Annotated in this window: 10 protein-coding genes; 9 read left to right on the top strand and 1 reads right to left on the bottom strand. The window is 56.4% G+C overall.

What is annotated here, in order from left to right; all coding sequences use genetic code 11:
- Nucleotide 1: 1 nt before the first annotated feature.
- Nucleotides 2-1,783, bottom strand: coding sequence for a Na/Pi cotransporter family protein (locus tag C4N24_RS01390; RefSeq protein WP_112090011.1), 1,782 nt, complete (start codon nucleotides 1,781-1,783; stop codon nucleotides 2-4).
- A gap of 269 nt (nucleotides 1,784-2,052) precedes the next feature.
- On the opposite strand from C4N24_RS01390, the gene hprK reads away from it, so the two are divergent.
- The 9 genes from hprK to guaA all read left to right on the top strand — a co-directional run bounded on the left by hprK (nucleotide 2,053) and on the right by guaA (nucleotide 13,324).
- On the top strand, nucleotides 2,053-2,988 hold the full coding sequence (gene hprK, locus C4N24_RS01385; RefSeq protein WP_112090010.1) for an HPr(Ser) kinase/phosphatase: 936 nt from the start codon (nucleotides 2,053-2,055) through the stop codon (nucleotides 2,986-2,988).
- Between the two features lie 28 nt (nucleotides 2,989-3,016).
- Nucleotides 3,017-3,913, top strand: a complete 897-nt coding sequence (murB, locus tag C4N24_RS01380; RefSeq protein WP_112090009.1) for a UDP-N-acetylmuramate dehydrogenase — start codon at nucleotides 3,017-3,019, stop codon at nucleotides 3,911-3,913.
- 31 nt (nucleotides 3,914-3,944) lie between these two features.
- Nucleotides 3,945-4,808 (top strand): RNase adapter RapZ, encoded by an 864-nt coding sequence (gene rapZ / locus C4N24_RS01375; protein WP_112090008.1) that lies wholly within the window; start codon nucleotides 3,945-3,947, stop codon nucleotides 4,806-4,808.
- A gap of 16 nt (nucleotides 4,809-4,824) precedes the next feature.
- Nucleotides 4,825-5,757, top strand: coding sequence for a DNA-binding protein WhiA (gene whiA / locus C4N24_RS01370; RefSeq protein WP_112090007.1), 933 nt, complete (start codon nucleotides 4,825-4,827; stop codon nucleotides 5,755-5,757).
- Nucleotides 5,754-9,263, top strand: a complete 3,510-nt coding sequence (locus C4N24_RS01365) for a DNA polymerase III subunit alpha (RefSeq protein ID WP_112090006.1) — start codon at nucleotides 5,754-5,756, stop codon at nucleotides 9,261-9,263. Before whiA ends, C4N24_RS01365 begins: the two co-directional genes overlap by 4 nt.
- 272 nt (nucleotides 9,264-9,535) lie before the next feature.
- Nucleotides 9,536-10,510, top strand: coding sequence for a 6-phosphofructokinase (gene pfkA, locus C4N24_RS01360; RefSeq protein WP_112090005.1), 975 nt, complete (start codon nucleotides 9,536-9,538; stop codon nucleotides 10,508-10,510).
- 162 nt (nucleotides 10,511-10,672) lie between these two features.
- Entirely contained in the window at nucleotides 10,673-11,056 is a 384-nt protein-coding gene (locus tag C4N24_RS01355) for an MmcQ/YjbR family DNA-binding protein (protein WP_112090004.1), read from the top strand.
- Nucleotides 11,046-11,681: a GyrI-like domain-containing protein gene (locus C4N24_RS01350; protein WP_112090003.1), complete on the top strand. Its 636-nt coding sequence runs from the start codon at nucleotides 11,046-11,048 to the stop codon at nucleotides 11,679-11,681. Before C4N24_RS01355 ends, C4N24_RS01350 begins: the two co-directional genes overlap by 11 nt.
- 92 nt (nucleotides 11,682-11,773) lie before the next feature.
- On the top strand, nucleotides 11,774-13,324 hold the full coding sequence (gene guaA, locus C4N24_RS01345) for a glutamine-hydrolyzing GMP synthase (protein ID WP_044960590.1): 1,551 nt from the start codon (nucleotides 11,774-11,776) through the stop codon (nucleotides 13,322-13,324).
- Nucleotides 13,325-13,524: the final 200 nt, after the last annotated feature.

The raw sequence follows: 13,524 nt of genomic DNA, 5'->3' as shown, positions 1-13,524 counted from the left end.
TTCAGTTCTCCTCAGCAGTCTGTCCGTCCGGGAACAGATACCGCTCACGGTAGCGGCCCAGACGGCGATGGAATTCTTCGCTTTCCTTGGTGTCGTTGCCGTGACGCAGGTCGTTCAGGTAGGCGTGGGTGTCAAAGCTGTCCTGCGCCACCTCGATCTGTGCAACCGCCACATTGCTGCAATGGTCGCACACACGCTCGTAGTTGGTCAGCAGATCGTCCAGCACAAAACCGTACTCGATGGAGCAGCTGCCGGCCTGCAGGCGGGCAACGTGCCGCGCCTTGATGGCACGCACCAGCTCGTTGACCACAGCCTCCAGTGGCTCCACCTTAGAAGCAAGGTGCAGATCGCCCTTGCGGAAGGCATCGGTGGTGCGGCTCAGGGTGTCCTGCACCGCATCCTCCAGCACCTGCAGCTCCTCCTGTGCATCCTTGGAAAAGTGGATGTCCTTCTGGTGCATCTCCTCGGCGGATTCCAGAAGGTTGACGGAATGGTCGCTGATGCGCTCAAAATCGCTGATGGTGTGCAGCAGGGTGTTCACGCTCTGGCTGTCGGCGTGGTTCAGTTCCCGGCTGGACAGCTTGACCAGATAAGTGCCCAGCGCGTCCTCGTACCGGTCCACCCGGCACTCCTCGTCCCGCACCTTCTGGGCTAGCTCGTCGCTCCATTCATGGGTCAGGCTCATGGCCTGCACCACGCCCACCCGGGCAAGTTCTGCCATTTCAGCGGTAGCGGCACGGGCACGCTCCACAGCCATAGCAGGGGTGTTCAGCAGACGGTCATCCAGCAGAGCAAACTCCTCTTTTTCCGGGGAATCGGGAATAGTCAGGATAGCCAGCTTTTCCAGCCCAGTGGCAAAGGGCAGCAGAATGACAGTGGCCAGAATGTTGAACACCGAGTGCACGATTGCGATGCCCCAGGCCTCAATGGTGGTATTCACAAAGGCAAAGCGGCAGACAGCGTTGAGCCCGTAGAAACCGAACAGGAAAATAGTCACACCGATGATGTTGAAGTACAGGTGCACCATAGCAGCGCGGCGGGCGTTTTTGTTCGCACCCACCGAGGACAGCAGTGCAGTTACACAGGTGCCGATGTTCTGACCCATGATGATGGGGATGGCACTGCCGTAGGTGATGACACCGGTGGCGCTCAGCGCCTGCAGGATGCCCACGCTGGCGCTGGAGCTCTGGATGATGCCGGTGACCAGTGCGCCCACCAGAACGCCCAGCAGGGGGTTGGAGAAGCGGGTGAACAGACTGGTGAACCATGCCTCGTTCTGCAGCGGCAGCACCGCGTTGGACATGGTGGTCATGCCGGTCATCAGCACGGCAAAGCCGATGAGGATAGTGCCCACGCCTTTTTTCTTCTCACTCTTACACATATACAGCAAAATGCCGATAAATGCAAGCACCGGGCTGAAAGAAGTAGGTTTGAGCAGCTGGATGAACAGGCTGTCGCCCTGCAAACCGGAAAGGCTCAAGATCCAGCTGGTCACGGTGGTGCCCACGTTGCTGCCCATGATCACGCCAATGGCCTGATGCAGCTCCATGATGCCGCTGTTGACAAAGCCCACCACCATAACGGTGGTAGCGCTGGAGCTCTGGATGACGGCGGTCACACACAGACCCAAAAAAAAGCCCTTGAGGGGGTTATCGGTCAGTTTGCTGAGAATTTTTTGCAGCTGGCCGCCGGCCTGCTTTTCCAGTGCCTTGCCCATGATGTCCATACCGAACAAAAACAGAGCCAGACCTCCCAGCAGCGAAAAGACATTAAAAATGGTCATAAGTGTTTTCCTCACTTTATCTTGACGTGTTTTTCTCCTGTGCTTTAAGTATAGAAAAATAATGTAAAATTTGAAATCGACGAAATGTAAAACCCATGTAAAGTAAGAAAAATGTAAAAATCCTGTGCACGGGCAGCGATGCAGCGTCGGTTTCCTGCCTGCAGTACAAAAACAGCGCCCCGGGCGTTGTATTTGACGCCAAATTTTATTATAATAAGAATAAGAGTGCCCGCAGCACGGCGCGGCAATAGGATACAGGAGGAACCAGGATGGGTACGTTCAATGTTTCGCTTAAAACGCTGACCGACCGCGTCAGCATGGAAGTAGTATACACCCCCCGGGAGCTGGATGAGATCAGTGTGGAGATCGCTGAGGTCAACCGCCCGGGTCTGTTTCTGGCTGGCTACTATGATTACTTCGATAAGCTCCGCCTGCAGATCATGGGTCTGGCAGAGATGAACTTTCTGTCCGGTCTGACGGCAGAAAAGCGCTACGAAGCGCTGGAGCAGCTGTTCCGGCAGCAGCCCCCGGCGGTCATCGTCTGCCGCAGCGAGGAGCTGGCGCCCTTCCCGGAGATGCAGGAACTGGCGCAGAAGCACGCGGTCGCCCTGCTGCGCTCCAACGAGACGACCTGTACCCTGATGGGCAGCCTGATCAGCGTGCTGAATCTGGAGCTTGCGCCCCGCATCACCCGGCACGGCGTGCTGGTGGAGGTGTACGGCGAGGGCATCCTGATCCTTGGCGACAGCGGCATCGGCAAAAGCGAGCTGGCCATTGAGCTGGTCAAGCGCGGCCACCGTCTGGTGGCAGATGATGCCGTGGAGCTGCGCAAGGTGTCCAACCGTCAGATCATGGGCACTGCACCGGAAAACATCCGCCACTTCATTGAGCTGCGCGGCATCGGCATCGTCAACGTAGCCCGCGTGTACGGTGTGGGTGCTGTCAAGCTGAGCGAAAGTCTGGATCTGGTGGTGCAGCTGGAGGCGTGGGACCCCACCAAGAACTACCAGCGCACCGGTCTGGAAAGCGAATACTACGACATTCTGGGCGTGAGCATCCCCAGCACCAGCATCCCGGTCTCTCCCGGCCGCAATCTGGCTGTTGTGCTGGAGACCGCAGCCATCAATAACCGCCAGAAGAAGATGGGCTACAACGCAGCCAAGGAGCTGCTGATCCGGCTGGGACTGGATGACAAAATGGACTGAAACTCTCTATAAAAAGGAGCCTGACCCTATGGAACAACTCAAGCAGCTGCTGACCGCAGCAGGCATTGCTTATAAAGAAAACGAGCCGCTGGCAGCGCACTGTACCTTTAAGATCGGCGGGCCGGCGCGGCTGTTCGTGCAGCCGACAGACCGGGCGCAGCTTTGCCGCGCCGTTGCCTTGTGCAAGGCGCAGGGCGTCCGGTATTATCTGCTGGGCAATGGCAGTAATATCCTGTTTGCCGATGAAGGCTACAACGGCGCAGTGCTGGATGTTTCCTCCATGCAGGACGCTGTGGAGGTGCACGGCACACAGCTCACCGCCGGGGCGGGCGTGCGGCTTTCGGCACTGTGCAAAACGGCGCTGGAACACGGCCTGACCGGACTGGAATTTGCTTATGGCATCCCCGGCACGGTGGGCGGCGCAGTCTACATGAACGCCGGTGCCTACGGCGGTGAGATGAAGGACGTGCTGACCACGGTGCAGTACCTTACCGCCGAAGGCGAAGTGAAAGAGTCGGCAGCATCGGAGCTTGACCTGCGCTACCGCCACAGCATTTTTGAAGAAAACGGCGGCTGCATCCTTTCAGCGCAGTTTGCCCTGACCCCGGGCGAGCCGGAAGCCATCCGCGCTAAAATGGACGAACTGATGGCAAAACGGCTGGACAAGCAGCCGCTGGATAAGCCCAGCGCCGGCAGTACTTTCAAGCGCCCGGTGGGTGCTTTTGCCGCTGCCCTCATCGACCAGTGTGGTCTGCGGGGCTACCGGCACGGCGGTGCCGCCGTCAGCGAGAAGCACTGCGGCTTTGTGGTGAACCTTGGCGGCGCAACTTGCGCTGATGTGCTGGCACTGTGCGAGGAAGTACGCACCATCGTAAAAGAAAAGACCGGCTATGATTTGGAAAAAGAGATCCGCGTAGTGCGCTGAGCTGCGGGAATAGAGGGAGTGGGGAACACAGATGGAGCTGTTGATCGTCAGCGGACTTTCCGGCGCGGGAAAGTCAGTGGCTATGAATGCGCTGGAGGATATCGGATTTTTCTGCATTGATAACGTCCCGGCGGGGCTGCTGCCCAGCATTACGGCGTTTTCCAAGGCGGGCGACAACCAGTTGGAGCGGGTGGCGCTTTCCATGGATGTGCGCGGCTGCCGCAGCAGGGAACAGATCGAGACGGCCCTGCAGCAGCTGGATGACCAGAAAACACCCTATAAGATCCTGTTTCTGGATGCACCGGATGATGTGCTGATGCGCCGTTACAGCGAGACCCGCCGCCGCCACCCCATCAGCATTGCAGAAGGCATCTCCACCCGGGATGCCTTTTTGAAGGAGCGGCAGATCCTGCAGCCCTTAAAGGAACGTGCAAACTATACCATCAATACCGGCCTGCTCTCCACCTCCCAGAATAAAGAGCGTATCTGCGATCTGTTCATGAAAAACGGCGGGGCAAAAAATGCCATGCGGCTCACCATCATGTCCTTCGGGTTCAAGTTTGGTCTGCCGCCGGAAGCCGACCTTGTGCTGGATGTGCGCTGCCTGCCCAACCCCTTCTATGTGCCGGAACTGAAGCACAAGACCGGGCTGGATCAGGAGGTGGTGGATTTTGTCATGAGCCACCCCGAAGCACAGGAGCTGCTGCATCGGTACGAGAACTTTTTGCAGTACGCCCTGCCACTCTATGTCAAGGAAGGCAAAAGCCAGCTGACTATTGCGGTGGGCTGCACGGGCGGCAAGCACCGCTCCATCACATTCGCACGCAAGCTTGCGGAATACTGCACCTCTCTGGGCTATGAGCCCGGGGTGCAGCACCGGGACGCCGTGCGCTGAAAACAGAGGAACTACTATGAGTTTTGCATCCAGTGCGCGGGAGGAGATCGCGCAGCGCAGCCCTACCAAGGAATGCTGTGTGCGTGCAGCTGCCTATGGCATTGCCTGCTTTGCCAAATACTTTGATGCCCGCGGCCTTGTGCTGCAAACCGAGCAGCCCCATACCGTGCAGCTGGCACAGCAGCTGTTTGCCCGCTGCGGCATCCGGGGCGAGATCTTGGAAAAGCCCCGCGCCAGCGGTGTGCTGTACGAGTTCAATATCCGCGATGCGGAGCAGGTTGCCCGCCTGCACGAGCTGTTCGGCACCACCGGCAGGGAGACCAGTTTGCAGATCGACCCTGGGCTTATCCGCTGCCAGACCTGTGTCAGCACCTATATCGCCATGGCCTTTTTGTGCAGCGGCACGGTTACCGACCCGCAAAAGGAATATAATCTGGAATTTCTCACCTCCCGGACGAACCTCGCCCGGGATTTTGAAGCACTGCTCGCTGAGCACGAGTTTGCGCCCCACCGCACCCGCCGCAACGGCGTGAACCTGATCTACGTCAAGACCGGTGCCAATGTGGAGCGCTTGCTCCGCTTTATGGGCGCTGCGGATGCCGCAACGCAAATTAGCGTGCTCAAGGCGTTCAAGCAGGTGCGCAACCAGACCAACCGGCAGACGAACTGCGATACCGCAAACCTTGGCAAAACGGCGCGGGCAAACGCCCAGACCTTGAAAGCCATCCGCTATTTGCAGGAGCAGCACGCGCTGGAAACTTTGCCGGAAGTATTGCAGCAGGCAGCGGAAAAGCGTCTGCAATACCCGGATCTCTCGCTTACCGCGCTGTGCGGCTGCTTTGACCCGGCGGTGAGCAAATCCGGCTTATCGCACCGGATGAAAAAACTGGAGGCACTGGCGGAAAATCTGCGCCAGCGCCAGCAGGAGGGACAGGAGGCAGTACAATGAGTGAACCCACCGCAAATACCCGTCCCTTTGCCCACCTGCATATCCATACGGAATACAGCCTTCTGGACGGTGCCTGCCGCATCGACCAGCTGATGGAGCGGGTGAAGGAGTGCGGACAGACCGCTATTGCCTGCACCGACCACGGCGTAATGTACGGTTGTGTGCAGTTTTATAAAGCCGCTAAAAAGGCGGGCATCAAGCCCATCATCGGGTGTGAAGTCTATGTTGCCACCCGCACCCGCTTTGATAAGGTAAATAAGATAGACGGCAATAACCACCTGATCTTATTGTGCAAAAACGAGACCGGCTATAAGAACCTTATAAAAATGGTCTCTGCCGGTTTCGTGGAGGGCTTTTACTCCAAACCCCGCGTGGATAAGCAGCTTTTGGAGCAATACCACGAGGGGCTTATCTGCCTTTCGGCCTGTCTGGCGGGCGAGATCCCGCAAGCCATTCTGGCAGGGGACTACGAACGCGCAAAGGCAACGGCGCTGTGGTACCGGGACTTGTTCGGTGCAGAGAATTACTACATCGAATTGCAGGATCACGGCCTGAAGGAGGATACCACCGTTCTGCCGCAGCTTATCAAGCTTTCCCGGGAGACGGGCATCCCCATGGCAGCCACCAACGACGCCCATTATCTGCGCAAAGAGGACGCCAAGATGCAAAGCATCCTGCTGTGCATCCAGACCGGTAAGACCATTCAGGATGCCGACCGCATGGAGTTCCAGACTGATGAATTCTACGTCAAGACCACAGACGAGATGTACGAGCTGTTCTCCATGGTGCCGGAAGCCTGCGCCAACACGGCAAAGATCGCCGAGCAGTGCAATTTTGACTTTGAGTTCGGTCACACCAAGATCCCTTACTACAAAGCCCCGGACGGCATGGACAATCAGGCCTACTTTGAAAAACTCTGCTGGGACGGCTTGGAGCGCCGCTACGGCCCGGATGTACCGCAGGCCAACATCGACCGCCTGAAATACGAGATCGGTGTGGTCAAGACCATGGGGTATACCAACTACTACCTCATCGTGTGGGACTATATCAATTTTGCAAAAAGTCAGGGCATCCCGGTAGGGCCGGGACGTGGTTCCGGCGCGGGCAGTATTGCCGCCTACTGTGTGGGCATCACAGATATCGACCCCATCCGCTATAACCTGATTTTCGAGCGCTTTTTGAACCCCGAGCGCGTTAGTATGCCGGATTTTGACGTGGACTTCTGTTACGAGCGCCGACAGGAGGTCATCGACTACGTCAACCGCAAATACGGTGCGGACCATGTGGCGCAGATCGTTACCTTTGGTACTATGGCCGCACGCAACGCCATCCGGGACGTGGGACGGGTGATGGGTATCCCGTACCAGCAGGTGGATGTGGTAGCAAAGCTTGTGCCCATGGAACTGAAGATGACCCTGAAACGGGCGTTGGAAGTTTCCAGCGAGCTGAAAAAGCTTTATGACACTGACCCGCAGGTGACCGAGCTCATCGACACCGCTTTAAAAGTAGAGGGAATGCCCCGGCACGCCTCCACCCACGCGGCGGGCGTGGTCATCACGCCGGAGCCGACCGATTATTATCTGCCGCTTGCCACCAACGACGGCCTGCCGGTGACCCAGTTCAACATGACCGAGATCGAGGAACTGGGTCTTTTGAAGATGGACTTTCTGGGCTTGCGCACCTTGACCGTCATCCGGGACGCAGAGGTTGCGGTGCAAAAGCAGCACCCGGAGTTCTCCATCCGAAAGCTGGATTATGATGACCCGGACACCTATAAAATGCTGGGTCAGGGCGATACCGAGGGTGTGTTCCAGCTGGAATCCTCCGGCATGAAGCAGGTGCTTGTGGGGTTGCAGCCCCAGAACCTTGAAGATGTCATCGCTCTGATCAGTCTGTACCGCCCGGGCCCCATGGACTCCATTCCCACCTATCTGCGCAACCGGCACGAGCCGGACAAAATCAGCTACAAGACCCCGCAGCTGGCGCACATTCTGGATGTGACCAACGGCTGCATCGTCTATCAGGAGCAGGTTATGCAGATCTTCCGGGAGCTGGCGGGTTTCTCCTTCGGGCAGGCAGATAACGTTCGCCGCGCCATGAGCAAAAAGAAGCACGCCGTCATGGAAGCCGAGCGGGAACATTTTGTGCACGGCTGCACCGAGCCCGGCCACGAGTGTCCGGGCTGTGTTGCCAACGGCATCCCGGAGCAGGTGGCAAACCAGATCTACGACGAGATGTCCAGCTTTGCGTCCTACGCCTTCAACAAGAGCCATGCGGCCTGCTACGCTTATGTGGCATTCCAGACGGCTTATCTCAAGTGCCATTACCCCAGCCAGTTCATGGCAGCACTGCTCACCAGCGTGTTAGATAATACCGATAAGGTCATTGAGTATTCCGGCGAGTGCGCCCGTTTGGGCATCAAGGTGCTGCCGCCGGACGTGAACATCTCCAACGGCGGCTTTACCGCCGATGATAACGGGCAGATCCGTTTTGGCCTGAACGCCGTGAAAAACGTAGGCCGTAACCTCATTGAGAACGCAGTTACTGAGCGCAGGGAAAAGCCCTACACCAGCCTTTACGATTTCTGCAAGCGGATGCACGGCAGCGAGCTGAACCGCCGCTCAGTGGAAAGCCTGATCAAAGCCGGTGCCTTTGACTGCTTTGGTTCCAACCGCCACAGTATGGTGGAGGCGGTAGAGGGCATCCTCAAGAGCATCGAGACCGACTCCCGCCGCAATCTGGAAGGGCAGTTGGATCTGTTCTCCGTCATGAGCGGGGAAGTGCAGCAAGGTCCGCAGGAGGATGTCTACGAAATTCGCCCCTTGGCAGAGTACACCCCTGCCGAGCTGTTGCAACAGGAAAAAGAGGTCAGCGGCCTGTACCTGTCCGGCCATCCGCTGGATGCTTACCGGGAAAAGTCTGCCCGTATCGGCTCCCACACCATCAAGGCTCTCACCGGCGAGGATGCCCATGTGCAGGACGGCGAAAAGGTGCGCATCGTGTGTGCGGTGGTCAAAAACCGCATGATGACAACAAAATCTAACAGCATGATGGCCTTTACCAGTGTGGAAGATCTGACCGGTACCATGGAGGTGATCGTGTTCCCCAAGGTGCTGGACAGGTTCCGAGATGCCATTCAGGAAAACGCTGTTGTGGTCATCGACGGCCGGCTCTCCGTGCGGGAGGATGAAGCTTCCAAGCTGCTGGCAGACAGCATTCTGCCCATTGACAGCTACGACCCGACCCGCTTGGACAAAGGCCGCCCGGATCCTGTCAAAACCGCTGCCCGGCGGGTGTTCATCCGTCTGCCGTCCCGCAGCTGCCCCCAGTACGATAAAGTGGTGAACCTGTTGGAAATCTTCGATGGCGATATCCCGGTGATTTTGTATCTGGAAGATACCAAGCAGAAGCTGGCAGCACCGCGCCGGCTTTACACCTCCGGGCATCCGCTTTTCTTCAAAGAGCTGGAGCGGCTGCTGGGTGCAGAAAACGTTGCAACAAAATAACATATTTGTGCACGAATGGCACCGCATGGGGCGATTTTAAATTTGATGAGTTGCATAAACTGCAAAAATAACGCGATATAACGCTATTATATCGTGCTGCATAGATTTGCATAAAGTCTCAAAACCCTATTGAAATTTGTCTGGATGGTGTGCTATAATCATTAAAGGCGAATCAAAGCTGTTGCAAAGCAACAAGCCTGTTTCGGGAAGAAGAGGTTACAGGCAAAAGGGTAAATGAAGAACTGAACTGTAAATTGGAGGGAATCTCTCGTATGGAAAAGCAAATCAAAACGATTGGCGTGCTTACAAGCGGTGGTGATGCTCCCGGCATGAACGCTGCTGTGCGCGCTGTGGTACGCACCGGCCTGCATAAGGGCTTCCGTATGATCGGCATTCAGCGCGGCTACAATGGCCTGCTGAACGGCGAGTGCTTTGAAATGAACCTGCGCAGCGTTTCTAACATCATCTCTGCTGGCGGCACCATTCTGTATACGGCACGCTGCCTGGAGTTCAAGACCAAGGAAGGTCAGGATAAGGGCGCTGAAAAGTGCCGCGAGCTGGGCATTGATGCGCTGGTCGTTATCGGCGGCGACGGCTCCTATCGCGGTGCCCGCGCACTGGCACACCGCGGCATCCCCATGATCGGCCTGCCCGGCACCATTGATAACGATATCGGCTGCACCGATTACACCATCGGCTACGATACCGCCATGAACACCGCGCTGGAAATGATCGACAAGCTGCGCGACACCACCCAGAGCCACGACCGCTGCAGTGTGGTCGAGGTCATGGGCCGCAACGCCGGTTACATCGCTCTGAACGTGGCCATCGCCTCCGGCGCTATGGCTGTGCTGCTGCCCGAGAAGGAATTCGATATGCAGCGCGACATTCTGGATAAGATCGCCGAGACCCAAAAGACCGGCAAGCGTCACTTTATCATCATTGTGGCCGAGGGTGTGGGTCATGCACAGGAGATCGCCAACGAGATCCAAGCACGCACCGGCATCGATTCCCGCGCAACCATTCTGGGTCATGTGCAGCGCGGTGGCTCTCCCACTCTGCGCGACCGCGTGAATGCTTCTGCCATGGGCTATCAGGCTGTCTGCCTGCTGGAGCAGGGCAAGTATAACCGCATCGTCGGCATGAAGGGTGAGAAGCTGGTGGACTACCCCGTGGACGAGGCTTTGGAGATGACCAAGGGCCTTGACCCCGTGCTGGTGGATGTGTGCAACACCATTTCCATCTGATTTTAACGTTAAATACAAGAGCTATCCGTTCGTTTTTTCTGAGCGGATGGCTCTTTTTGCTGTCAATTTTTCAGAGATGACGTATTACGAGTGAAATCCAACAACTTTTTGTTTACAAGTGCTTCCGAATAAGTTATACTGAGAAAAAACGGAGGTGCCGCCATGAAATACAGCTGGATTGACGCAGAGCTTCTGCAAAAGCCTAGCGTTACCAAAGACTTACAAGCAGAGTGGAACTGGATAAGATATCACATCGGCGGCAAAATGTTTGCAGCCGTCTGTCTGGATGATGCCACGGGAAAGCCGGTGTATATCACCTGCAAGCTGGACCCCGCCGAGGGCGATTTTCTGCGCAGACAGTATAAGGACATCATTCCGGGCTACTACATGAACAAGGTGCATTGGAACTCTGTAAAAGCAGATGGAAACGTACCGGACGCACTGCTGCGGGAGATGCTGGAAAAATCTTACCGGCTGGTACTGGGCAGCTTCAGCAAAAAGAAGCAGCGTGCGCTGCTGGAAGGAGAGAAGAAAGATGCCGTTTGATTATAAGAAGGAATATAAAGAGTTTTACCTCCCGACGAAGAAACCGCAGATCGTTACCGTCCCTGCGATAAATTTTGTGGCGGTGCAGGGGAAAGGCGACCCCAACGACCCGGCAGGGGAATACAAGGCAGCGATGGAACTGCTGTACGGCATTGCGTTTACCATTAAAATGAGCTATAAGGGCAGCCACAAGATGGACGGCTATTTTGAATATGTTGTTCCACCGCTGGAGGGACTGTGGCATCAGCCCGGGACAGAGGGTGTGGATTTTTCCAACAAGGAAACCTTTATCTGGACCTCTATGATCCGTCTGCCGGAATTTGTCACCCGTGTCGAATTTGACTGGGCAGTGCAGGAAGCCACCGCCAAAAAGAAAAAAGACTTTTCTAAGGTGGAGTTTTTTACCTACGATGAAGGTCTGTGCGTGCAGTGTATGCACATCGGCCCCTACGACACCGAGCCGGAGACCCTGCGGCAGCTGGATGCGTTTGCAGAGGAGCAGGGATATTGCCCGGATTTTTCAGACACGCGCTTCCATCACGAGATCTATCTGGGCGACCCGCGCCGCACTGCACCGGAGAAGCTGAAAACCGTGCTGCGGCATCCGATCCGCAAAATAGAATAACAGAAAACTTCACAAAAACTGTCGCTTTTTGTTGTAAGATGTGCTATACTAAATTTATCTGTAAAACACATTTTAAAATGGAGGAAAACATCATGCAGCATGAAACTGTCATCGTGCTGGACTTTGGCGGACAGTACAATCAGCTGATTGCCCGCCGCGTCCGAGAAAATAATGTCTACTGCGAGATCTATTCCTATAAAACCGATCTTTCGGTCATCAAGGCCAAGAATCCCAAGGGCATTATCTTCACCGGCGGCCCCAACAGCGTTTATCTGGAGGATTCTCCCACCATCGACCCCGAGATCTTCAGCTGGGGCGTGCCTGTGCTGGGCATCTGCTACGGCAGCCAGCTGATGATGCACCTGCTGGGCGGTCATGTCTGCCGCGCTCCCGAGCGTGAGTACGGCAAGACCGAGGTGTTTGTGAACACCGAGAGCAAGCTGTTCACCGATGTGCAGCCTTCTACCATCTGCTGGATGAGCCACAATGACTACATCGAGCAGGCGGCTCCCGGCTTCCAGATCACTGCCCACACCGCAAACTGCCCTGTGGCAGCCGTTGAAAATGCCGAAAAGGGTCTGTACGCTGTGCAGTTCCACCCGGAGGTGCTGCACACCGCCGAGGGTAAGAAGATGCTGCGCAACTTCGTGTACAACGTCTGCGGCTGCTCCGGCGACTGGAAGATGGATTCCTTTGTAGAGAATAACGTCAAGGCTCTGCGGGAGCGCATTGGCGAGGGTAAGGTGCTGTGCGCCCTGTCCGGCGGCGTGGATTCCTCCGTGCTGGCCGCTATGCTGGCTAAGGCCATCGGCAAGCAGCTGACCTGCGTGTTCGTGGATCACGGTCTGCTGCGTAAGAACGAAAAGGAAGAGGTCTGCTCTGTCTTTGGCCCGGGTAATGCCAACGGCTTCGACATCAACTTCATCTGTGTGGATGCCCGCGACCGCTACTTCAGCAAGCTGAAGGGCGTCACCGAGCCGGAGCGCAAGCGCAAGATCATCGGCGAAGAGTTCATCCGCGTGTTCGAGGAAGAGGCCAAGAAGATCGGCAAGGTGGACTTCCTTGCACAGGGCACCATCTACCCCGACGTGGTGGAGAGCGGTCTGGGCGGCGAGTCCACCGTCATCAAGAGTCACCACAACGTGGGCGGCCTGCCCGATACTGTGGACTTCAAGGAACTGGTGGAGCCTCTGCGCAACCTGTTCAAGGACGAAGTCCGTCAGGCCGGTCGCGAGCTGGGTCTGCCCGAGTATCTGGTCAGCCGTCAGCCGTTCCCCGGCCCCGGTCTGGGCATCCGCATCATCGGCGAGGTGACCCCCGAGAAGGTCACCATTGTGCAGGACGCTGACGCCATCTGGCGCGAAGAAATCGCCAAGGCCGGTCTGGATAAGGAGATCAGCCAGTATTACGCTGCGCTGACCAATATGCACAGCGTTGGCGTTATGGGCGACGAGCGCACCTACGACTACGCCGTTGCGCTGCGCGCTGTGACCACTACTGATTTCATGACCGCAGAAAGCTACGATATGCCGTGGGATGTTCTGGGCACTGTCACCAGCCGCATCGTCAACGAAGTCAAGCACGTCAACCGCGTGTTCTACGATTGCACCGGTAAGCCGCCTGCAACGATTGAGCTCGAATAATGGAATATCTGAAAAATAAACGTGTCTACGATTGAAAAATGAGCAAAAATCGACTTCTGACATCATTTTGACATCATCTATGGCAAAAAGCACCTGCTGGATGTGCCGGAAATGGTAGCGCGGTTTATTATCGGAGAATAATTTGAAAGCCCCGGAAAGTAACGAGAAATCGAAACTTTCTGGGGCTTTTGTGACATCGT

Source organism: Faecalibacterium prausnitzii, from assembly GCF_003287405.1.
In the GTDB taxonomy this organism is placed as follows: domain Bacteria; phylum Bacillota; class Clostridia; order Oscillospirales; family Ruminococcaceae; genus Faecalibacterium; species Faecalibacterium intestinale.
This window is presented reverse-complemented; position numbering and strand designations above follow the sequence as displayed.

Bases quoted from the DNA above. Each gene is read 5' to 3' on its own strand.
- C4N24_RS01390 (WP_112090011.1), bottom strand. From the start codon at position 1,783: ATGACCATTTTTAATGTCTTTTCGCTGCTGGGAGGTCTGGCTCTGTTT.
- hprK (WP_112090010.1), top strand. From the start codon at position 2,053: ATGGGTACGTTCAATGTTTCGCTTAAAACGCTGACCGACCGCGTCAGC.
- murB (WP_112090009.1), top strand. From the start codon at position 3,017: ATGGAACAACTCAAGCAGCTGCTGACCGCAGCAGGCATTGCTTATAAA.
- rapZ (WP_112090008.1), top strand. From the start codon at position 3,945: ATGGAGCTGTTGATCGTCAGCGGACTTTCCGGCGCGGGAAAGTCAGTG.
- whiA (WP_112090007.1), top strand. From the start codon at position 4,825: ATGAGTTTTGCATCCAGTGCGCGGGAGGAGATCGCGCAGCGCAGCCCT.
- C4N24_RS01365 (WP_112090006.1), top strand. From the start codon at position 5,754: ATGAGTGAACCCACCGCAAATACCCGTCCCTTTGCCCACCTGCATATC.
- pfkA (WP_112090005.1), top strand. From the start codon at position 9,536: ATGGAAAAGCAAATCAAAACGATTGGCGTGCTTACAAGCGGTGGTGAT.
- C4N24_RS01355 (WP_112090004.1), top strand. From the start codon at position 10,673: ATGAAATACAGCTGGATTGACGCAGAGCTTCTGCAAAAGCCTAGCGTT.
- C4N24_RS01350 (WP_112090003.1), top strand. From the start codon at position 11,046: ATGCCGTTTGATTATAAGAAGGAATATAAAGAGTTTTACCTCCCGACG.
- guaA (WP_044960590.1), top strand. From the start codon at position 11,774: ATGCAGCATGAAACTGTCATCGTGCTGGACTTTGGCGGACAGTACAAT.